Source organism: Pseudomonas auratipiscis, assembly GCF_036324085.1.
Lineage (GTDB): Bacteria > Pseudomonadota > Gammaproteobacteria > Pseudomonadales > Pseudomonadaceae > Aquipseudomonas > Aquipseudomonas auratipiscis.
This window is the reverse complement of record NZ_JAZDCU010000003.1, coordinates 290,910-312,321: the sequence shown is the minus strand read 5'-3', so window position 1 is coordinate 312,321 and position 21,412 is coordinate 290,910. Positions and strand designations below refer to the sequence as shown.

18 protein-coding genes are annotated in these 21,412 nt (G+C 59.8%); 8 read left to right on the top strand and 10 right to left on the bottom strand.

Annotated elements, in window-relative coordinates:
• Positions 1-6 precede the first annotated feature (6 nt).
• A complete protein-coding gene (locus V0R60_RS06230) occupies positions 7-921 on the bottom strand; it encodes a LysR family transcriptional regulator (protein ID WP_330078957.1) in 915 nt (304 codons plus the stop codon).
• A gap of 300 nt (positions 922-1,221) precedes the next feature.
• On the opposite strand from V0R60_RS06230, the gene speB reads away from it, so the two are divergent.
• The 5 genes from speB (at position 1,222) to betA (ending at position 7,151) form a co-directional block, all read left to right on the top strand.
• Complete coding sequence (speB, locus tag V0R60_RS06225) at positions 1,222-2,193, top strand: agmatinase (RefSeq protein WP_136475743.1); 972 nt, start codon at positions 1,222-1,224, stop codon at positions 2,191-2,193.
• A gap of 15 nt (positions 2,194-2,208) precedes the next feature.
• Positions 2,209-3,717, top strand: coding sequence for an aldehyde dehydrogenase family protein (locus V0R60_RS06220; protein WP_136475744.1), 1,509 nt, complete (start codon positions 2,209-2,211; stop codon positions 3,715-3,717).
• A 98-nt stretch (positions 3,718-3,815) separates the two neighbouring features.
• The gene (locus V0R60_RS06215) at positions 3,816-3,995 is read left to right on the top strand and encodes a hypothetical protein (RefSeq protein WP_136475745.1); all 180 of its coding nucleotides are present in this window, start codon (positions 3,816-3,818) and stop codon (positions 3,993-3,995) included.
• Positions 3,992-5,461 (top strand): cytosine permease, encoded by a 1,470-nt coding sequence (locus tag V0R60_RS06210; RefSeq protein ID WP_330078958.1) that lies wholly within the window; start codon positions 3,992-3,994, stop codon positions 5,459-5,461. The genes V0R60_RS06215 and V0R60_RS06210 overlap by 4 nt, the downstream gene beginning before the upstream one ends.
• Positions 5,462-5,465: 4 nt before the next feature.
• Positions 5,466-7,151 (top strand): choline dehydrogenase, encoded by a 1,686-nt coding sequence (betA, locus tag V0R60_RS06205; protein WP_330078959.1) that lies wholly within the window; start codon positions 5,466-5,468, stop codon positions 7,149-7,151.
• 119 nt (positions 7,152-7,270) lie between these two features.
• On the opposite strand, the gene V0R60_RS06200 is transcribed toward betA, so the two are convergent.
• A complete protein-coding gene (locus V0R60_RS06200) occupies positions 7,271-7,723 on the bottom strand; it encodes a hypothetical protein (RefSeq protein WP_330078960.1) in 453 nt (150 codons plus the stop codon).
• Between the two features lie 75 nt (positions 7,724-7,798).
• A complete protein-coding gene (locus V0R60_RS06195; protein WP_330078961.1) occupies positions 7,799-8,767 on the bottom strand; it encodes a LysR family transcriptional regulator in 969 nt (322 codons plus the stop codon).
• A gap of 97 nt (positions 8,768-8,864) precedes the next feature.
• On the opposite strand from V0R60_RS06195, the gene V0R60_RS06190 reads away from it, so the two are divergent.
• Positions 8,865-9,863 (top strand): cyclase family protein, encoded by a 999-nt coding sequence (locus V0R60_RS06190; protein WP_136475750.1) that lies wholly within the window; start codon positions 8,865-8,867, stop codon positions 9,861-9,863.
• A gap of 45 nt (positions 9,864-9,908) precedes the next feature.
• On the opposite strand, the gene V0R60_RS06185 is transcribed toward V0R60_RS06190, so the two are convergent.
• The 4 genes from V0R60_RS06185 to V0R60_RS06170 form a co-directional block, all read right to left on the bottom strand.
• Positions 9,909-12,308, bottom strand: a complete 2,400-nt coding sequence (locus V0R60_RS06185; protein WP_330078962.1) for a TonB-dependent siderophore receptor — start codon at positions 12,306-12,308, stop codon at positions 9,909-9,911.
• A gap of 125 nt (positions 12,309-12,433) precedes the next feature.
• Positions 12,434-13,369, bottom strand: a complete 936-nt coding sequence (locus tag V0R60_RS06180) for a FecR family protein (protein ID WP_330078963.1) — start codon at positions 13,367-13,369, stop codon at positions 12,434-12,436.
• Complete coding sequence (locus V0R60_RS06175) at positions 13,366-13,905, bottom strand: RNA polymerase sigma factor (RefSeq protein ID WP_218571427.1); 540 nt, start codon at positions 13,903-13,905, stop codon at positions 13,366-13,368. The genes V0R60_RS06180 and V0R60_RS06175 overlap by 4 nt, the downstream gene beginning before the upstream one ends.
• A gap of 158 nt (positions 13,906-14,063) precedes the next feature.
• A complete protein-coding gene (locus V0R60_RS06170; RefSeq protein WP_330078964.1) occupies positions 14,064-14,708 on the bottom strand; it encodes a hypothetical protein in 645 nt (214 codons plus the stop codon).
• Between the two features lie 296 nt (positions 14,709-15,004).
• Here V0R60_RS06170 and V0R60_RS06165 point away from each other — a divergent pair, with 296 nt between their 5' ends.
• Both V0R60_RS06165 and V0R60_RS06160 read left to right on the top strand, forming a co-directional pair.
• Positions 15,005-15,592: a hypothetical protein gene (locus tag V0R60_RS06165; RefSeq protein ID WP_330078965.1), complete on the top strand. Its 588-nt coding sequence runs from the start codon at positions 15,005-15,007 to the stop codon at positions 15,590-15,592.
• 11 nt (positions 15,593-15,603) lie between these two features.
• Positions 15,604-16,377 carry an SIR2 family NAD-dependent protein deacylase gene (locus V0R60_RS06160; protein ID WP_330078966.1) on the top strand — a complete coding sequence of 258 codons (774 nt, stop codon included), beginning with the start codon at positions 15,604-15,606 and terminating at the stop codon, positions 16,375-16,377.
• Positions 16,378-16,527: 150 nt separating this feature from the next.
• Here the strand turns inward: V0R60_RS06160 and V0R60_RS06155 are convergent, their stop codons facing one another.
• From V0R60_RS06155 to V0R60_RS06145, 3 genes are read right to left on the bottom strand one after another with little or no spacing between them, the layout of a single operon-like run.
• Entirely contained in the window at positions 16,528-17,862 is a 1,335-nt protein-coding gene (locus tag V0R60_RS06155) for a di-heme oxidoreductase family protein (protein WP_330078967.1), read from the bottom strand.
• A complete protein-coding gene (locus tag V0R60_RS06150) occupies positions 17,859-19,160 on the bottom strand; it encodes an ABC transporter substrate-binding protein (RefSeq protein WP_330078968.1) in 1,302 nt (433 codons plus the stop codon). The genes V0R60_RS06155 and V0R60_RS06150 overlap by 4 nt, the downstream gene beginning before the upstream one ends.
• Entirely contained in the window at positions 19,147-21,189 is a 2,043-nt protein-coding gene (locus V0R60_RS06145) for a TonB-dependent receptor plug domain-containing protein (RefSeq protein WP_330078969.1), read from the bottom strand. The genes V0R60_RS06150 and V0R60_RS06145 overlap by 14 nt, the downstream gene beginning before the upstream one ends.
• Positions 21,190-21,412: the final 223 nt, after the last annotated feature.

The following is a 21,412-nucleotide window of genomic DNA, read 5'->3' as shown; positions in this document are numbered from 1 at the left end:
AGCTCTTCAGGCGAGTCCGAGCGGGTGCATGCAGGCGTTCAGGTCTTCGAGAAAAGCCTGCAGGATTGGCGGTGGCGATACACCGCGTCGGGTGATGACATCGAACGGCGAGGTGAGATCCAGCGTGCTCGCGCCCAGTCGGCGCATTTCGCCGCTCTTGACCCAGGGTTCGGCGAAATGCACAGGTAAAAAGCCGACATAGGCCCCAGAGATGATGAGGATCGCCGCAGCCTCGATGTTTTCTACGGTTGCGGCAGCCTTGGTAATACCCAGTTGTTCCAGGTCGTACTGTTGCATATAGCCGCGCACGACGATATGGCAGGCGCGCACTTCTTCGAGCAGGCGACCATTGGCAGCTTTGCTGGCATACAGCGGATGGCGACGGCCACAGTACAGTCCCAGGGCTTCGTCGTACAGGGACAGGTACGACAGCCCCGGTACATGCAGGGGGAAATGGCCTACGGCCAAGTGCAATCGACCGTCCAGCACGCGCTCTTCCAGCTCTGCGGGGGCACCGATGTAAATGTGCAGGTGTGCATCGTGACCTCGCGAGACAAAGCGCTGGGTGGTGCGCGGTAGCGGTGAGCTGGGGTCGGTCAGGGTGGAGTCGATAATGCCCAGGTTGAGCTTGCCGCTGATGTGCTGTTTGAGCACGTCGGCATCCATGCAAAAACTTTCTACGGCGCTTAGCAGACGCAAGGTGGCTTCATGAATGGCCGCGCCTTGCTCGGTAAGGCGAAAGCCGCTGCGTCCGCGCTGACAAAGCTTGACCCCCAGGCGGGTCTCCAGGTGTGTCATTTGCTCGCTGATAGTCGACTGGCCGGCGTTCAGTGCGGCCTGCGCCGCAGAAAAGCCGCCGCATTTGACGATGGTGGTGAATACCCGAAGAAGCTTCAGATCGATATCGTGGAGCTGGATCACCGTGGCCTCCCTTCCGGTCGTCACATCGTAGTGGCTGATATGAACGCCCGGGCCATGTTTTTTTTCTAAAGCTAACCCTGCGCGTATGCCGTCCGCAATGCCTGGCGTTGAGAAATATCGGTGGGCGCATGGGCTGGGTTGGATATCGGTCGGTACAGGTGCGCACACTTCGTGTTTACCGATGTATGCATCTGCACTTGCGCATTTTTCCATGCCTGGGCTGACGCCATAGTGGCTGCAACGGTGGTCGAGCAGTCGCCCCGTCTCCTGACCAGAACAATAACGTGGAGAAACTCGAACATGGCAAAGCACGGTTATGAATCCGGCCGTCTCAACCTGCCCTTTGTGGGGCATTGCACCTTCGCCAAATCACCCATCTGCACCGATTGGGCAGCCATTGATGCAGACGTTGCGATCCTGGGCGCACCCAACGATATGGGCACCCAATGGCGTTCTGGGGCACGTTTTGGGCCCCGAGGCATCCGCGAAGCATCGACGCTGTTCTCTTTCGGCCATTCGGGGGCATACGATTTCGAAGATGACGCCACCTACCTGACTGAAGAGCATCTGCGCATGGTCGATGTGGGTGATGCTGATATCGTGCATACCGACATGGCCACCAGCAACGCCAACATCGAGTGGGCCGTGCGCCAGATCCTCGATGCCGGTGCAATGCCCGTGGTACTTGGCGGTGACCATTCGATTCATGCGCCGGTCATCAAGGCGTTTGAAGGCCGCGGACCGATTCATATCGTGCACTTCGACGCCCACCTGGACTTCGTCGACGAGCGCCACGGCGTGCGCTACGGTCACGGCAGCCCACTGCGTCGCGCCTCGGAGCTTGAGCACATTGTCGGCATGACCCAAATGGGCATCCGCAACGTGTCTTCCTCCAACCGCGACGACTACGACGCCGCACGTGAAGCCGGCTCGCAGATTCTCTCGGTACGCGATGTACGCCGCCTGGGCTGCGAGGGTGTCATGGCGATGATCCCTGAAGGTCGCGACTACTACATCACCATCGACATCGACGGCTTCGATCCTTCAATCGCACCAGGCACCGGTACCCCGAGTCACGGCGGCTTCCAGTACTACGAAGTGCTGGAAATCATTCAGGCGCTGGCCCGACGCAGCAAGGGCCGGATCGTCGGCATGGACCTGGTCGAAGTGGCCCCGGCCTACGACCCTGCGGGCGTCACCTCGATCCTCGCCGCGCAGTTGCTGATGAACAGCATCGGCTTCATCTTCCATGCACGCGCCAACGCGCGCTGATTCGGGGACTCTCCAGTGGACAACAAGGTAAAAGCCTACCTGCAGGCCTTCGGCGTTTGCGAGGCCACCCAGGCATTTCTTTCCAAACCACAGCGCATGTTCATTGGCGGTGCCTGGCTCGAGGCCAGCGATGGTGCCAGCGCCGAGGTGATCGAGCCGTCGACCGAAGGCGTGCTCACACGTATCCCGATGGCGACCCGGGAGGATCTGGACCGTGCCGTACGCGCCGCCCGCGAACAATTCGATGGCGGCGCCTGGAGCCAGCTCAAGCCCCTCGAACGCGAGCGCCTGATCCATCGCCTGGCTGATCTGATCGAAACCAATGCCCAGGAGTTGGCGCAAATCGAGTCCATCGACATGGGCAAATCGGTCGTCCAAGCCCGCGCAGTGGATATTCAGGGCACAGTCGATACCCTGCGGTATTTCGCCGGATGGGCGAGCAAGATCCACGGCCGTACCGTCGAGCCGTCGCTGCCAGGCAATTACCTGGCCTACACCCGCAAGGAAGCGGTGGGGGTGGTCGGGGTCATCGTGCCGTGGAACTTCCCGCTGCAGACCATGGCCTGGAAGCTGGGTGCAGCACTGGCCACAGGCTGTACCGTGGTAGTCAAGCCTGCGGAGCTGACCTCGTTGTCGGCCCTGCGCTTTGCCGAGCTGGTCCAGGCTTCGGGCATACCTGACGGTGTGCTGAACATTGTTACCGGGCGCGGCAGCGTGGTGGGCGCGGCGATGTCCAGTCATCCTGGCATCGACAAGCTGAGCTTCACCGGTTCCACCCCGGTCGGGTGCTCGGTGGGCAAGGCGGCAATGGACCAGATGAAACGCCTGACCCTTGAGCTGGGTGGCAAGTCGCCGGTGATTGTGTTCGCCGATGCCGATATCGACGCAGCAGCCGAGGCGGTCGCCAATGGCGTGTTCTTCAACTCCGGGCAGGTGTGCGATGCCGGCACCCGTGCCTACATCGAACGCAGTATCTACCCGGCGTTCCTCGAAGCGCTGGCCCGTTACACCGCCACCCTCAAAATTGCCCCGGGCCTGGATCCGGACTGTTTCATCAGCCCCATGGTGTCACGTCAGCAACAGCAGCGCGTGCTCGAGTACATTGCCGTGGGCAAAGGCGAAGGCGCGCAGGTGTACTACGGCGGCGAGCCGGTCGAAGGTCCAGGCTTCTACGTGCAGCCTACGATCTTCGCCCACTGCAACAACGACATGCGCATCGTGCGCGAAGAAATCTTCGGCCCGGTACTGGTCACCCTGCCGTTCGATACCCAGGAGCAGGCCCTGGCCCTGGCCAACGATTCGGTGTTCGGCCTGGCGGCGGCGATCTACTCCAACGACCTGGGCAAGGTTCATGGCCTGATTCCACGCCTGCGTGCCGGCACCGTGTACGTCAATGCCCACAGCACCCTGGACCCATCCATGCCATTCGGTGGCTACAAACAGTCTGGCTATGGCAAGGACATGGGCGCAGAGCAACTGGAGTTCTTGCTGGAGACCAAGGCGGTCTGGATCACCTTGCCCTGAGGTAACGGGGCCGGCCTGCGTCGCTGAAAGTTGGCGAGCGACGCAGGTTTATCGAATGCATCGAATTTCAAGAACAAGAACCTGTCGAGGTGATGCCGATGAACAGCCAAGTGGATGTCGAGCGAGCGCAAGATCTGGAAAGGCGCCTGTGCGCCTATGAAGAGCTGGAGGGTAGGCGTGAGCGGCCGGGGGCATTGAGTGTCCTTGATGTTGTCGCACTGGTTGCGCTGATGTTGGTGATGGTCATCGGCGCGTATGTCCTGGGAGGCCGGCCATGAAGTCCCCTCGAGAGCAGGAATTTCGCCTCAGTGCCGAACGTGGCGATACGCCTTTGCTGCCCAATGAACGAGTCTGGGGTTTCTGGGGCTTTGCCTACGCCAATTCGGCGCTGGCGGTAGCCACTTGGGTATTCCTGATAGGCGGCGCTACGGCGCTGTTTGTCGGGCCTTTGCAAGGGATTGCCGCGATCATTATCGGCAATATTGTCGGGGTGGTTCTGGCGGCATCCTCGACCTGCTTGCCGTGTGGCAAGTATGGCGTCGAGCAGTTCACCTTCCTGCGCAGCATGTTCGGCCTCAATGGCAGTCGCCTGGTCTACTTCCTGTCGGTGGTGGTGCTGACCATGGGCTGGCTGGCGGTGCTGGGGCTGATGTGCGGGCGGGCACTGGACAACCTGGAAACCCTGGTGCAGCAAGGCCAGCCTGATGGTGACGGCTGGATTGTGACGGCAGGTGCCTTGCTGGCGATTGTACTCGCGGCGTTGGTGGCCATGCGTGGACCGGACATGATCCGCCGCTTGAGCGCGGTGATCGCGCCGAGCCTGATCCTGATCATGCTGGCGCTGATGTACTTCATTTCCCGTCGTTACAGTTTCGCCGAACTGCTGGCCATGCCGGCGCTGCAACCACCGTTCGAAAATCCCCATGTCAACTTCATGATCGCGGTGGAAATCAACATTGCCGCGGGGTTTTCCTGGTGGCCCTACATTGGCAACCTGTCACGTCTGTGCAGCAATCAACGCACGGCGTTCTGGCCGAATCTGGTCGGGATCTTCGGCGCCGCTGCGCTGGGGGAGTCGGTCAGCCTGTTCGCCGCCACCACCTTGGGCAGCAGCGATCCTACGACCTGGATGCGCCTGGCCGGTGGCCTGGGCTTCGGGGTGATAGCGCTGAGCTTTCTGGCACTTGCCAACCTGACCGGTATGGTCAACATCCTCTACACCGCGGTGATCGGCTTGCGTCAGTTGGCCGGGGAGCGGCTGCGCAGTATGGGCTGGGGCGTGCTGATCGGGCTGTTCTGCATCATTCCGGTGGTGATCGTGGTGTTTCTTCCAGGCATCTACGACGGCTTTTTCATTTTCCTGGTGTGGACCTCCGCGCTCAACAGTGCCCTGGCTGGTATTGGCATTGCCGATTACTTCTTCCTACGCAAGCAGCGTTTGAACCTGCGTCATCTCTACGCTGAACAAAGCGCGTCGCCGCTGCGCTACTGCAAGGGCTTCAATCCCATCGCACTGGTCGCGCTGGCGGCGGGCTTTGCCATTTACGTGGTGATATTCAACCCGCAAACCCTGGCGCATACCGATTTCTTCACCTTGGCCACGGCCTCGCTGCCGTCCTGCCTGCTGGCCGGGCTTGTGCACTACAGCCTGACCCGACTGCTGGCCGTGCGCCTGGGCTGGGGCGGCTACCCCAAAGGCAATGAACGCAACATCAAGGCCGCAGGCCTTCGAGTACAGGACTAGAACCATGAACAAGAAATATGACTACATCATCATCGGTGCAGGCTCTGCTGGCTGCGTTCTGGCCAACCGCTTGAGCGAAGACCCGGCCACCTCGGTGCTGGTCCTGGAGTTCGGCGGTAGCGACCGTAGTGTGCTGATCCAGATGCCCAGTGCGTTCTCGTTGCCGATGAACACCAAGAAGTACAACTGGCGCTACGAGACAGTCGCCGAGCCGCACCTGGATGGCCGACGCTTGCATTGCCCACGGGGCAAGGTGTTGGGCGGTTCGTCCTCGATCAACGGCCTGGTTTACATCCGCGGTCATGCCTGCGACTTCGATGAATGGGAAAATCTGGGCGCGAAAAACTGGAGCTATCGCAATTGCCTGCCGTACTTCAAGCGCGCCGAGCACTATAAATTCGGTGGCGATGATTACCGCGGCGGCGCCGGACCGTTGTCCACCAACAATGGCAACAACATGCAGAACCCGCTGTATGGCGCCTGGGTGGAAGCCGGTGGCGAGGCTGGCTACATCAAGACCGATGATTGCAATGGTTACATGCAGGAAGGCTTCGGGGCCATGCACATGACCGTCAAGGACGGCGTGCGTTGGTCCACCGCCAATGCGTACCTGCGCCCGGCCATGACCCGGCCGAACCTTACGGTGATCACCCACGCGATGACCCGGCGCATTCTACTTGAAGGCTCGCGTGCGGTGGGTGTGGAGTACGACGAGGGCGGCCAGACCCACAAGGTGTATTGCAATCGCGAGGTGCTGGTGTCGTCCGGTCCGATCGGCTCGCCGCATCTGTTGCAACGTTCGGGTATCGGCCCACGGGACGTCCTGAAAAAAGCCGGGATCGAGGTGCTCCATCACTTGCCCGGAGTGGGTGAAAACCTTCAGGACCATTCGGAGATCTACATTCAGTACGCCTGCAAGGAACCGGTGACGCTCAATGGCAAGATGAGCCTGCTGGGCAAGGCGATGATCGGCTTGCGTTGGCTGCTGTTCAAGGACGGCCTGGGCGCCAGCAACCACTTCGAGGCCGGTGGCTTTATCCGTTCGTCCAAAGGTCTGCGCTGGCCAGATATCCAGTTTCACTTCCTGCCGGCGGCGATGCGCTACGACGGCGACAAGCCGTTCAAGGGGCATGGTTTCATGGTGCTGACCGGGCCGAACAAGCCCAAGAGCCGAGGCCACGTGCGAGCGCTGTCGGCCGATCCGTACCAGCATCCGCAAATTCGCTTCAACTATTTGGAGCGCGAAGAGGATCGCGAGGGCTTTCGTCGCTGTGTACGCCTGACCCGGGAAATCATCGCCCAACCGGCCATGGACCGTTTTCGTGGCGAAGAACTGGCGCCGGGTCCGCAGGTGCAGACCGACGAAGAAATTGACGCCTTTGTGCGCGCCAACATGGAAAGCACCATGCATCCTTGTGGCTCATGCCGCATGGGCGAGGACGACATGGCGGTTGTCGACTCGGCGCTGCGTGTACATGGCTTGCAGGGGCTGCGGGTAATCGATTCGTCGGTGTTCCCAAGCGAGCCCAACGGCAACCTCAACGCCCCAACCATCATGCTCGCCGAACGTGCCAGCGACCTGGTACGCGGACGCGAGACCCTGGCAGCGGTCGACGTACCGGTCGGCTTGGTGGAGGGCTGGGAAGAAGAGCAGCGCAGCCGGGCGCCGCGGCGCAAGGTGCGTGCATGATGTAGGTCGCTAACAGGGGCAAGACCTGGCGAATGAGCTTGGCGTTGACGCAGGGCAGTCCGCAGATGATCCGCGCTGCCCTTTTTGGGGGAAATTGTGTTGTGATCAAACGATCTTGGTCATTGTCCTGAGCTGCGCAGTGGCTCGCGTTGAGTGATCAACCAGGTCGTGGTAGGTCTCGACAAACGACCGATGGCAACCGCTTCGCACTGTTCCAGAATCGGTAGGATATAGGTGATGACAACGGTGCCGAGGTCGCCATTGGGCAGCTCGCGTGCAGCTTTGCACAGAGGCCCGGCCAACTCGCCGTTATGATTGGATTCGATTTTGATCGCGTTGCTTTCACCGACGTGTTCATGTTTCACGAGATAGTCCAGGGTTTGCTGGAAGGCTTCTCGTCTCAAGGCGACAGCGCTACCGCCTTCGCCTGTGCGTATCACAACGGCGTTTGCATTGACGGATTCTACTTGGAAGTATTTGTTGCTCGGCGTGTACGGCGTCTGTATCTCGGCGCCTTGCAGGCGGCCGATCAATGCCCAGAGCGTGCTGTCGACTTGGGTGATGCAGGTCATGCGAAAATTCCTTGATGAAGGGGGCTCGAAGCCTGTCCATGCTCTCTATTTGCCAGGGGTGATGTCAATATGCCCTTATCTGGCTGCCGGGCATGGAGGTGTCAACGATGTTTTCACCGCGCCAGCAGAGGCGTCGGATGCTGGCGTGTCTGGCGGCAGCGCTTGCAGCGCACAGGCGAGAAAATCCACGAACACCCTGACTTTCTGCGACACATGCCGATGGCTGGCATACAGCGCATAGATCGAGCGTCGCGGCATCGATTGTTCGGGAAGCAATTGCATTAACTGGCCGCTGTCGAGCAAGGGCTGGGCGATAAAAGAGGGTAGGGCGCCGATGCCCAGGCCGGCCAGGAGCATCTCGCTCAACATCAGACTGTTGTCTACCGCAAGGCGTACGGGTAGCTCCAGGCGGCTGTTGCCTTGCGGGCCTTGTAACTGCCAACTGCCGGGATGCTCGGCCAGGCGATAGGCCAGGCAACTGTGCTCGCGCAACGCCTCGACGCTGAGTGGCGTACCGTTTGCCTTCAGGTAGGCCGGTGCAGCGCAGATCACCTGCGCCACTTCACCCAGACGCCGGGCGACCAGCGAAGAGTCGGGCAAATGGCTGCGAATTCGCAACGATACATCAAAGCCTTCACTGACAACGTCCAGCAGACGGTCGTCGAGGGTCAGCTCTACCTTGAGATCCGGGTAGCGCTGCATAAACGCTACCAGAATCGGTGACAGCACCTTGAGTCCAAACGAAAGCGGTGCGTTGACCCGCAGACGACCGCTGGGTTCGCTGGAACCGCTTTGGGTCGCCCGTTCGAGGGCGTCCAGCTCCTCGAGCAGGTGGCAGCACTCGCTGAAATAGGCTTGGCCGGCTTCGGACAGGCTCATGCGCCGGGTAGTGCGCAGCAGCAACAGGCTGCCCAGGTGCTTTTCCAACTGGCGCACCTGCTTGCTTACCGCCGCCGTGGATTGTCCCAGGTCGACTGCCGCCTGGCTGAAGCTGCCGCGCTCGACCACGCGGCGAAAAGTGCGCATGGCCAGCAACACATCCATATTTTTTCCTCCTGGTTGAATATCAATTAACCTTACGCCTGATTATCTTTGAATTTTCTACTAATAACATGAGCGCTCCCCTTTGAGGAGTTCTCTCATGTTGCAGCGTTCGTGGATCAAAACCCTTACCGGTCTGGCCGTCTTGTCGATGTTCAGCTCACTGTGCAGCGCTGGTGCGCTGGCCAAGCCCGAGGTGGGCATCAGTCCCTGGGGGGAGAAAGACGAGATCGGTCGCCTGAACCTCATGACGCCGCAGTCGCAGGCAGCGATTCTGGCGCGGGTCAATGGCGCCCAGGCCTACGACCTGGCGGTGGAATACTTCGTCGGCATGCCCAGTTGGCAAGCCGCAGGTGATCCGCCGTATCAGATGTGGATGACCCACACCCCCCATGGCAATGTGGTCGCCGATCCGATGCAGGTCGGCGAACCGATGAACCAGCATGTCAGCTACAGTGGTTCGGCGGTGTCGATGTATGCACACATGGGTACCCATATCGATGCACTCAACCACTTTGGCCTCAACGGCAAGATCTGGAACGGGTTTCGCGCCGATGAGCACTTGGGTGATCGCGGCTGGAACGTCACTGGCGCGGAAAAGCTGCCGCCGATCATTGCTCGGGGAGTGATGATTGATGTCGCCATGGCCAAGGGCCTGGAGCAACTGGCGGATAACTACCGCATCACCCGCAGCGATTTGCAACAAGCGTTGGCCAAGCAACGTGTGGCGCTGGAGAAGGGCGACGTGGTGCTGATCCGTACCGGACGCATGCGCGACTATGAACATGCCCAGGCCTACATGGCCAACCCGCCGGGCCTGAGTCTGGATGCAGCGAAATTTCTGGTAGAAGACAGCGGTGCAATGGTGGTCGGTGCCGATAATCTGAGTTTCGAGACCTTCCCTTCGGAGGTCGAGGGCAATTACCTGCCGCTGCACACCTATCTGTTGGCGATGCAGGGCGCACCGATTATCGAACTGGTGAATCTGGAAGGCTTGTCCAAGGATCGCGTTTACCAATTTGCCTTCGTGGGCGCCTCGTTGAAGCTGCGCGGCGCCGATGCAGCGCCGATGCGACCGATGGCCTTACCGGTACATTGAGGGTTGGTGGTGCCCACTCAACCAGCTGGACACCACCATGACGCACTAGAAGTCGTATTTCAGACCGACCGTGGCATTACGTGGGGTACCGTAGTAACTGCTACCGGCGGTGTTGGTGTAATACTCCTTGTCGAACAGGTTGTTGACGTTGGCGGTCGCACTCAACTGACGGGTGATCGGGTAACGCGCCATCAGGTCGACCACTGCGTAGTCACCCTGGGTGAAGCGCACGCGGTTCGGGCCCTGATTGTTGCTGTAGATCTCGCTCTGCCAGTTCGCGCCTCCGCCCACGGTCAGGCCGTTGCCGATACCGCGCAGGGTGTAGGTGGTGAACAGTTTGAAGGTGTTTTGCGGAACGTTGGTGTTGAGCTTGCTGCCCGCGGCGTCCTGCACGATGTTGCGGCTGAAGCTGGCGCTGGCTTGCCAGTCCGGAGCCAGCTCGCCGCTCATTTCCAGTTCGAAGCCACGGGTCTTGGTGCCGGATTCGGCGCGGTAGGCGAAGCCACCGCCGGGAACCGGGACGTTAGGCTCGATGAGGACGGCGAGGTTGTCCTGCTTGATTTCATACAACGCCAGGCCAAGGTTCAGGCGGTCGTCGAAGAATGCGGCTTTGCTGCCCACCTCATAACCGTCGCCTTCGAGCGGATCGATGTACTGACCGTTGATGTCCTTGTTGCTCTGCGGTTTGAAAATGCTGGTATAGCTGGCATACACCGACCAATGTTCATCCAGGTCATAGACCACCCCGGCAAACGGCGTGACCACGCCGGTTTCCTTGCGGCGTTCGTCAGTGTCTGGCGTAGTGTCGTAGTAGTCGGTTTTGACCGTGTTTTTCCAGTCGTTGACGCGTGCACCGAGAACCAGCGAGAGATCATTGGTAAGGCGCAGGCGCGTGCTGCCGTAGGTGGCAGTCTGGTCTTCCTGATAGTCGATGCGGCTGGTGGCTGGCAGTGGCGGCTTGCCAGGGGTATCACCGTTCCAGGTGTAGATGTTAGGGATGGCGTTGCTCCAACCATCGAACCACCACAGCGGATAGCCGTTGGTACGGTACTCAGTGTGCTGGCGGGTATAGCCTACGACGGCGTCGTGCTCCAGGCCCCAGAGGTCGAAGCTACCGGCGATGTTCAGGTCGACACTGGTCTGCACCGGTTTGGCTTCCCAACGCCCGGCCCACAGATTGACCCCGGCCCCGGTGGCTGGATTGGGGTTGCCGCCAGCGGCATAGCCGAGCACTTCATCATATTCGTAGCGATCGCGGTTCAGCGTCAGTTTGGCTTTCCAGCGCTCGGTGAGGTTTTGCTCGAGGGTGGCGAAAGCGGTCGTGAAGTTGCGGTCGGAGTAGGCCCAACTGGCGGCCGCCGAATCCGAACGGGACCATTTGGCCCGCGAGCCGTCGCTGTTGAATAACGGACGACCGCTGCGGGCATGGTCATCGGCCTCGTGGGACTGCGAGTCCATACCGAAGGTCAGCAAGGTGTCGGGTGTGAGGTCGGCTTCGACCACGCCGTAGAACACCTTCTTGCGCTCGTTGAATCGGTCGATGTAAGACTCGTTGTCCTGGTAGGCACCGACCACGCGGGCGCGCAGGGTGCCGCTGTCATTCAGCGGACCGCCCACGTCGACTTCATTGCGCTGGTAATTCCACGAGCCGGTCGCGACCGAGACGCTGCTTTTGAAGTCTGCGGTCGGGCGTTTGCGGATCAAGTTCACGGTGGCCCCGGGGGTACCCACGCCATTGGTCAAACCGGTGGCCCCGCGGATGATCTCGACGCGGTCGTAGAGGATCATGTCGTTGCTCTGAGCCACGGACTTGTAGTTGCTGTCCAGGCGTTGCAAACCATCGATCTGATAGTTCTCTACCTGGAAGCCGCGCGAGTAAATGTTGCTGGAATCCGAGCCGGCGTTGCCACCCTGGTTGACGTTAAGCCCCGGGGCCTGCTTGACCACGTCCAGGAGCTGGGTGAGGTTCTGGTCTTCCATGCGCTGGCGGGTCATGACACTGACTGCCTGAGGCGTCTCGCGGATCGACAAGGGAAGCTTGGTTGCGGTAGCGGTGGAACCGCTGGTGTAGGAGCCGGTGCCCTCGGTGGTGGCACCGAGACCAACACTGTTGATGCTGGTGGCGCTAAGCTCAAGGGCATCTGCGCTCGGCTGGCTGACGATCAATGTGTTTCCGCTTTGTTGGTAACTCAGGCCGCTGCCGGCCAGCAGTCGCGACAGGGCGTCATGCGCCTCCAGTTGGCCGCTGACCGCCGGAGCCTGACGACCCTGCACCAGCGCACTGTCGACGGCGATGGTCAACCCTGCGGCTTCGCCCAGCTGACGAAGCGAGGTAGCCAGCGGCTGTGCTGGCAGGTCGAGATCGATCGGCGCGGCCAGCACCTGGGTGGCCAGCGTCATGGCCACTGCGGCCGAGAGGGCGCGCAGGGTCGGTTGCATCAACATGCAGAGTTTCCTTCTTGTGTTTGGTTGCTGTAGCACTAACGCGCGAAGGGCGATTTACCCTGATGTCGAAATGAAAACTATTTGCAAAGCCGACAAATGGTATTTCACTCGACTGACTTTAGGGCCTAGCGGGGCAGAAGAACGGTAGTGCCCGCGTCGTCGCGCAAGCGCACCGGTACGACCTGCGGCAGCGATTGCAGGAAGCCTTCGACATTGGCGAGTTGCACCACAGCGCTGACGCGCGGGCTGGTGCCAGGCGCAGCGCGCACGGGCGACTGCCGGTAGCGCGACAGGCTGGCGGCAACCTCGGTCAAATCGGCCTGGTCGAACACCAGGCTGCCGGATTGGAACGTGAAGGCATCGTTGGCGGCGCGGGGCAAACGCTGCAGGTGGCCATCGGCGCCCACTTCGGCAACTTCACCGTCGCCCAGCACCAGGCTTTCGCCGCTGCTGGCAAGGCTCTCCACCTGCACTCGACCCTCTTCGACACTGACCCGCAGCCGGTCGGGCAGACGATTGACCACGAAACGGGTGCCCAGTACCCGCACCCGTGCCAAACCGCTGTCAATGACGAAGGGCCGTTGCGGCTGGCGGGCGACATGGAAGATTGCCTCACCATGCACCAGTTCTGCCTGGCGCTGGCCAGGCTCGTAGCGCAGGTGCAGGTGAGTGTCGGCATCGAGGATGATTTCGGTTCCGTCTCGCAGATGCTGCGTCTGTTGTTCGCCAATGCCCGTGTGCAAATCAAGCTCCAGCGGGCCGTATCGATGGGCGTGCCAGCCCAGCGTGCAGCCCACTCCCAACAACACGGCCAGCATGCCACCTTGCAGCAAGCGGTGGCGCTGACGTTGAGCATTACTGCGCTCCATGGCTTTGGCCAGCGCCTCGGTACGTTGGGTAGAGGCGAAGTCGCCCCAGAGTTCGGCAAGGGCACGGTATTCAGCCACATGGCGCGGGTCGGCCGCGAGCCAGTTGTCAAAATCGGCGTGTTCAGGATGCGCGGCATCGGCGTTGTACATGCGCGCAAACCACAACGCTGCCTGTTCGCGAATCGAATTCATGCGCGCAGCAAGTCGCGGGCGTCGCGTAAGGTGACCAAGGCGCGGGCCATATGGCGCTCGACCATGTTCAGGGAAATTTCCAGCTTTAGCGCGATTTCCTTCTGAGCATAGCCCTCGATGCGCGCCAGCCAGAAAACCTCGCGACAGCGCGGTGGCAAGCAGTCGAGGATACGATGCAGAGCGGTCAGCCGTTGCTGGATGTCGAGCAGGTGTTCTGCCGAAGGCGCAACGTGCTCATCGCGGGCTTCCTCATAATCAGGCAGCGGTTGCAAGCGGTCATTGCGCCGGTAGTGATCGATCAGCACCGATTGCGCGACTTGCCTGAGGTACGCATTGGGTTGAGTCACAGGCTGGGAATGCTGGGCCAGGGCAAAGCGCAACAGGGCGTCATGCAGCACGTCGTAAGCGCGGTGCACGCAACGGGTCTGGCGACTCAGGCTCAGCAGCAGGTCGTTGTACGCCCAGCGCAGGTCGATACCTTGCCAATTCAGCGACGGGCTCCGGGGGATTGTCGGGGAGGGAAGGGCAAAGGGCACGGTCGGCTGCTCTGTGACACGACCGGGCTGGCCGCCTACGGAGCTTAAGCTTTTGTCAAATCCAAGTAAATAAGAAGTATTGCTATTAGCGTTCTTTCTAGGTGAGTGGTGTTTAGCGCGCGACAGATCGCACCTGGCTTCAACGATCCGGACAACCATCAGGTATTGATAGGCTCGCCAAGCAACATCATCATCGGCGGGTCGTACTCTGCAATGGTCATCGCAGTTTTAATCATGATGCAGCCAGGATTATGAAGCTCAAGTGTGCTTTGCAGGTCCGAGTAGTGAGCCAGTGAGAGATCTACTGGTCCTGCAACGCAACTGTAAAGCGTCCGGTAGCCCGCCCCCGTGTGTTTGTCGTATGGAACAGTGGCGTGGTCATCGTAGGGGATTTTCTCAAATCGAAAACGCTTGGAGCTTGAGAAATGAATAACGGTCAAAAGGTCTGCAAAATCGACACTGACCATCCCTAACCTGAACAGCATCAGGCGCATGAACTCAACCAGTGACATCGCCCATTGCACAAAGGTCTCTTTCAATGGGCCGCCTGCGTCATAGAGCACCTGAACTTCGTTCTCGCTCAGGTTGCGCTTCATCGGTTCCGAATCAACGTAGAATGTCACCACTCTATTGGTATCTAGCGAGCTGTGCTCTCGAGGCGCGCCAATTAAGAAGAGAACATTGGCAAAATGGTCAGCCACTGCATCAACCGGCGCATCCATGGATGACAATGTGGTTGTTGGTCCATAAGGGAATTGTCTAACAATTATGCGGTGATACACGGTTTTGAACGTAAGCGTCATCTAAAACCCTGAAAAACCGAGAATGGATTAAGTTGCGAATGTATCACTAGGTTGTCGGATATTCGATCACCTACTTCTAGCCTATAGGGCGTTCGACGCCGCAACGACTTTATCATTAGCCAGCGCCTGGACTGACTGGATTGCGCTCGTCCGCGACCCATTTCGTCGCACGTGCATGCAACATGCTGTTGGCGAACCACTGCTCAAACCTACTAACGCAGACTGCACTTATGTCCTTTGTACCTTCATTTTTTGATTTCCTGATTACTCATCTCCAGCAGGAGGAGCGCCGACGCATGCTGATGTCCATTGCCGTCACGGCGGCCCCTGAACATTGGTTGAGTCTGGAAGCTGCAGCGCTCCTGGACGTTAATCGCGCCCGGTTTGGCTTGGGCGAACCTCTGGATGAGCGACACAATGTGCCCCGCTGGCTGATCGCTGCCGAGCGCAAGAAAGTAGATGTGTGGATCGAGGATCAGACAGGCGATCAGCCCCCCCATGCTATGGAGTTCAAAGTCGTCCACAATAATAAAAATGCCTACCAGAAAATATGGGAAATCCGCCGAGACCTGCAAAAGGTAATACCCAATACCGAATCAAATGACCACGTCATTCGCTGGGGGGTGGTCTTTCTAGTGTTTCATCGATTCTACCAAGATCAAGCCGGCGGTTACGCTGTGAATCCTCAGTTCAAGGATTGCCCGGGAATGCTTCAGGCCTTCGAACATGCGCTGCATGACGACGAAGAATGGTATGCAGATGCGCCCAAACTGGAGCTTGCGTTAGAGCCCGTGCATCTCTGCGACATGTCCACGGCAAACTATATAGACCCGGCGAGTGGACAGTCCGCTATCTATGCTGCATTGGTAAAAAGAAAACACTGAGGAGGCCTGCCGTGGAAATTGATCAGGGCGTGCTTGATGTACTACAAAGCGCCAAACATGTCCTTGTCTTTACTGGCGCTGGAGTTTCTGCGGAAAGTGGAATTCCGACGTTCCGTGACGCCCAGGCAGGATTGTGGGCACGCTTCGACCCCGCCGCCCTAGCTACCCGTGAAGCCTTTAGACGAGATCCCACATTCGTATGGGGCTGGTATGAGTGGCGGCGAATGCAGGTGTACAAAGCGCACCCAAATCTGGCACATCGGGCGATTGCGGAACTATCCGCCATCGTTCCGAAGCTGACACTGGTCACACAGAACGTAGATGACCTGCATGAGCGTGCTGGCAGTACTGAGGTTATCCATCTGCATGGAAGTTTAAGCAAACCACGTTGTTTTGCCTGCGCCAGGTTCGCTATCGATCCTCTGCCGCCGCCTGATGAGCCCATAGAGGGGCGGCACGTGGAGCCGCCGCGTTGCAGTCATTGCGGTGGCAAGCTACGCCCTGGCGTAGTGTGGTTTGGAGAAAGTCTCCCTACCCAGGCATTGGCGCAGTCTTTTGCCGCTGCGAAAGACTGTGACGTACTCCTATCCGTGGGTACATCGGGCGTTGTCGAACCTGCGGCACAAATACCAGATATTGCCTGGCGGGCGGGCGCTACCGTGGTGCATATCAATCCTGACACCAAGTGTGTCCGTAGCGCGCGGGAGTTTTGGTTAGAGGGGCGAGCAAGTGAGGTATTGCCACAATTGCTGAAAAAAAGATTGCAGTCTGATGATGTGTCATGACGAATGTAACAGCCAACATGGACTTCTCTAAGTTGCAATGCTTCGGACATTCAATGTCTCGCTTTTCGATGTGACGTTGAAGACTGCAAGCGCCGCCCACTTGAATTGCCGACTCGCACTAAAGGGCAGCTTGCTCACCCTCGTGTCACCCTACAGCGATTCAAGAAACGCCCGAATCGCCCGTCGTTCCTTCGCAGCCAATGCGACATAGCGTTGTCGAGCAATTTCTGCCTCACCGCCATGCCAGACAATGGCTTCTTCCAAGGTGCGTGCGCGACCGTCGTGCAAGTATCCACTGCCGGGGTTGATGCGCTCTCCCAGGCCAAGTCCCCACAGCGCAGGTGTGCGCCATTGTCGGCCATTGGCGAGGTAGTCTTCACGCCCGTCGGCCAGGCCTGCGCCCATGTCGTGCAGCAACAGGTCGGTATACGGCGCAATGCGTTGCTCGGTCAGCGCCGGGTAAAGTGGATGCTTGCCGGTGATCAGCGCGGGGCGGTGACAGGCGCTGCAGCCAAGTGCAGCGAAGAGCTTTTCGCCCTCGATGACTGTGGGGTCGGCCTGTTGTCGACGGGCCGGTACGGCCAGGTGGGCGAGGTAAAAATGCAGATCGCCCAGTTGCATGGCGTCCAGTTCCGGCTCGCCGCCGTGTGGCGCCCGAGCGCAGTCCTGCTGCGCGGGAGTGCAGTTTTGCACGGGGGCTAACGTGGAGGTTATGCCAAGGTCACCCAGCATGGCGTGGGCGATTTGTTGGCGCAGGTCGGGTTGGTTGGCCTTGAGGCCAAAACGGCCTGCCTCGGCACGTTGTCGCTCGACGCTCCACACTTGGTTGACACGCCCTGACACGCCGTCCGGTTTGGCTTCGGCGGCCATGGCGTGGAGGGTGGCCTCGTCAATGGCCTCCAGCAGACCGAGGCCGAATACCGGCGAGCCGACCCGTGCCGAGGTCATGACCCCGTCCAGCGGCCCATAGGCCAGCTCCCGTAACTGCACACGCGGCGTGCGCAGCATGACGGTTTCGCCATCACCGAGGGCTAGTGCATGCTCTTGCCAGTGGACATGGGCCCGGCCTTCACCCGGCACACCGGGCACAGCCAGTTCATTGAGCTGATCGCCATAGACAAGGTGAGGCTTTGGCCCTCCATGAGCGTCGTGCCCCGGTACGGACAAACGCAGCAGCATGCTGCGCATTGCCTCGCCCTGCCGGGGCGCCTGGCCGCGGCCATTCTTAGGGTGACAGGCGATGCAGGAAACCCGGTTGTACAACGGCCCGAGGCCATCCACTGCTGCGTCTCTGGACGGTGCCACCACCCAGGCCTGACGGAACAGGCTGCGCCCGCGGAAGAAGCGTTCCAGTTGGTTATCGTCCAGCTTGGCAAATGGTTGGGCATATGCTTCACGGTTGGCCGCGGTGTGAGTGACATCGGCGCTGGCAAGCCCGCTCACCAGCAAGCCGATCAACAATCCAGCAGCGCGGAGGGCGTTCACAGACCCAAACCATCCAGCAATCGGGCAGCTTCTGCCCGTTGACGTGCGGCCTGAAACTGCCAGGTGATTTCCCTGCGGCCGAGCTCGTCCAGGTCGCTTGCCGGTTCGTGCGTCATGCCGCTGTCCTGACGGGCCGCGTACAGGGCCAGTAACGCTTGCTCCTCCACTTGCTCAGCAGCCAGTGGCGGCGTGATCAGTAGCTGGCGTATCGCGCTGACGTCATGTCCTGCTGCTTCGGCAGCATGCAGTCGAGCCCACAGCGTGTTCAAGGCGTCGTGGGGCAGGCTTAGCCACTGGGTAAACAGGGAACTGATCAGCGCGAGGCGCTCGCGCGAGCTACCTTTGCCGTAGTCATAAGCGCCTCGGCCCGCTGCAACGAACGGGTCGTGATAATGCTCCGGCAACTGCGCGTAGACGCTGGGTCGCACCGGCAGCTTGCGGATGTCTGCATCAGCCAGCAGCGCCTGTCCCGTTTCAGACAGCAGGTACTGTGCGAACGCTCTGGCGCCATCAGGCGCCTTGCTATGGGCGGTTACGGCAATGAACGCCGGGTTGAGGCCGCCATGGGCCGGATACACGAAGTCTACCGGTTCGCCATTGGCCTTGGCCGAGGCGACAAAGAAATCAATCGACAACCCTACTGCGGCACGCCCACTGGTGACTTCATCGCTGACCAAGGTACCCCCGCGCGTAACCAGGCGTGCATTGGCGCTTAGCTCGCTCCAGATGGCCCAGCCACGTTCCCAGCCGTAAGCACGCAAGACGATATCCAGCAGCACTGGCGCGAAGCCGACACGGCTCGGGTCGGGTAGCGCGACGCGCCCGCGCAACCGGGGGTCGAGCAAGTCGGGCCAATCCCTGGGCATAGTGACCCCCAGTTCGTTCAGCGTCGTGGCATTGATGGCAAAGCCGTAACCAGCCAGCTCGGTTGCCTGGTACAGCGCTTGTTCGTCCCGCAGTGACAGGCCACCGATCTGTGCCGGCAAGCCCTCCAGGCTGATACCCAGCGGTTGCCAACTGCCTGCTTTTGCCAGTCGGGTGAAGTTTCCCGGTGACGGTGCCCAATACACATCGACACCGCCCTGTTTGGGCTGCATCAAGTACGGCAGGGCATCGAAGCCCTGACGCCAAAGGATGTGCAGACGATACTCCGGTTGAGCCTGGGCAAAACCCTCCTCAACCCGCGTCATCATTTCTTCGGGGTAGCTGGTCATCACCACCACAGTTTGCGGCGCTGCGTTCAGCAGTGAGCTGAACGTCAGCAGCAGGCCCGCCAGCCAGCGATTACAGCGGCACATTGAATTGCACGAAATATTGACGGCCAATTTCCGGATAACCCTCGCTGTATTCATACAGCCGATCGAACAGGTTGCGAACACCGCCCTCGATCAACACGTCATTGCTGAATCGGTAACCGGTCTTGAGGTTGTACACGGCGTAGCCTGCTGCCATTTGTGTGGCATCGGAGGTGTTGTAGCGACGCGAGGCGGCCTCCACGCTGGCGGTGTGCTTCCAGGCGTCGAGATTCAAGGACGCCGAGCCAAACAGGCTATGGCGAGGTGTGTCGGTGGGATGCAGGTCGTGGTCGCTGAGGTTTTCCCGGTCAAGCCATGTGTAGTTGGCTGCCAACTCCCACTGGCCCAGGTCGCCGTTGATGCCCAGTTCGACGCCCTGATTGCGCGCCTTGGCGATGTTCTGGAACTGGCCGCAGGGCTCGGCACAGTTAGTTTGCGCGGGCACCGTGACCTTTTGGATGGAGTCTTCGATATTTGCCACGAACAGCGCCGCGTCGAGCTGCCATTGCGCTGCCACCTGGCCGCTGTAACCGAACTCATAATGAGTCGCTCGTTCGGACTTGAGATCAGGACTGGGAATGACGGTGCCAAAGCGCGTCGAGTAGCGATCCTTGATAGTGGCGAAGCGGCTTTTGCGCGACACGGTCAGGCGCAATTGGCCGTTGTCGTTGGTGCCCAATAGCGGGTTGGTATTGGCAAACAAACCGAGCTGCGCGTTGACTGCGTCGTTGCTCCCGGTAGGTTCGTCGTAGAGTACGGCCTGCGTTGGTGAGTTGGCGTTAGTGCCGTAGTTCTGCGCATCGAGGCTCTTGCGATAGTTGTAGGAGACGCCACCCACCACGCTGAATATCTCGTTCAAGCGCAGCGTGTCTTCCAGGGCTATCGATTGGGTCTGATCACGGAAGTGGGTCTGCGGGCTTGAACCATCACGGGAGCGGTGCACGTCGTCTTTGAAGTGATAGGCAATGCCGAGGCGGTTGGCCTCGCTCAAAGCCAGGTCGCCTTCTACCGAGAAGCCGGTGCTCTCGTCATCGTATTTGCTTGGGAAGCCTTTTTGTAAAGCACCGACGACCCCGTTGCGGTAGGCGTAACTCTCCAGCGAGTTCTTGAAGGTGTCGTGGTAAACGCGGGTTTTTAGCGCGTGCTCGCCAAACGCGGTTTTAGTGGCGATGAAGACACTGGTGTTGTCTGAGCGTGGCCACTCCCACCAACGTGCGCGCTGGCCGGTCGCCGGGAGGTCGCCGGCATACGGCGGTTGGCCCTTACTCCCTTGTTGATCAACGTAGCCGAGCACGTATTCATCGGTTTCATTAGGAGTGAAACCAAGCTTGAAACTGAACTTGGTGTCACGGTGGTCACTGTTCTCGCGACGACCCGTTCCCTGCTGGTTGTTGGTGGGCTTGAAGTCATCAGGCAGCAGGGTGTAATCGTAATCGACATACGACACGCCGCCCTGCATCCACCAGGCGCCCTGATTGGAGCCGACGTTGGCGTAGCTCCGGTAGGCGTTGACGTTGCCATGATCGGTGAGCTCCAAGCCGCCGCCCACTTCGCCTTCGAACACTTCAGTGGGCCGACGGGTCACCAGGTTGATTGCACCGCCTAACGTGTTGGGACCATACAGCAGCGAGGCGAAACCCTTGTCCACCTGGATGCGCGACAGATCGTAGGTAGTGAAACGTCCCAGGTCGATGTTGCCGTCGTATGGCACGTAGGTAGGGATGCCGTCGATATACACCGGCACCTGCAAGCGATCGAAACCACGCACAAAAACCACCTGCTCGGCGCGACCGCCGATATAGCCAAGGTTGACGCCAGGGGCCAGGGTCAGCGCGCTGGCGACGGTCTCACGATCGTGCAGGCGAATGTCTTTCAGGTCGATGACGCTAGCGCCGGTGGACAATGTTTCGTCCTGCGGTGCAGAGATCTGGATTTCGCCGAGGGTGAAGGTATTTTTCTGTTCCGCGACGGCGGTCTGGGCACTGATGGCTGCGACGGCAACCATCAGGGCGCGTGGTGTTAACGGCTTCATTACTGCTCCTGCGTCGGCCATGACAGAGGCGCTGCCTGGCTCGTTATATATTTTGTTATATAGCGATAGATGGATTTTCCCTGACCACGACCTCCCCAGGAGGTGATCAGCCATCGTTCGCGATAGGGGAAAACAGGATGGCGCAATGCCAACCGCGAGGAATCCTAGCGCTGTTCGGATGGGGTGACAACGGTGTATATAAAAATATATAGCGATAGGGTTT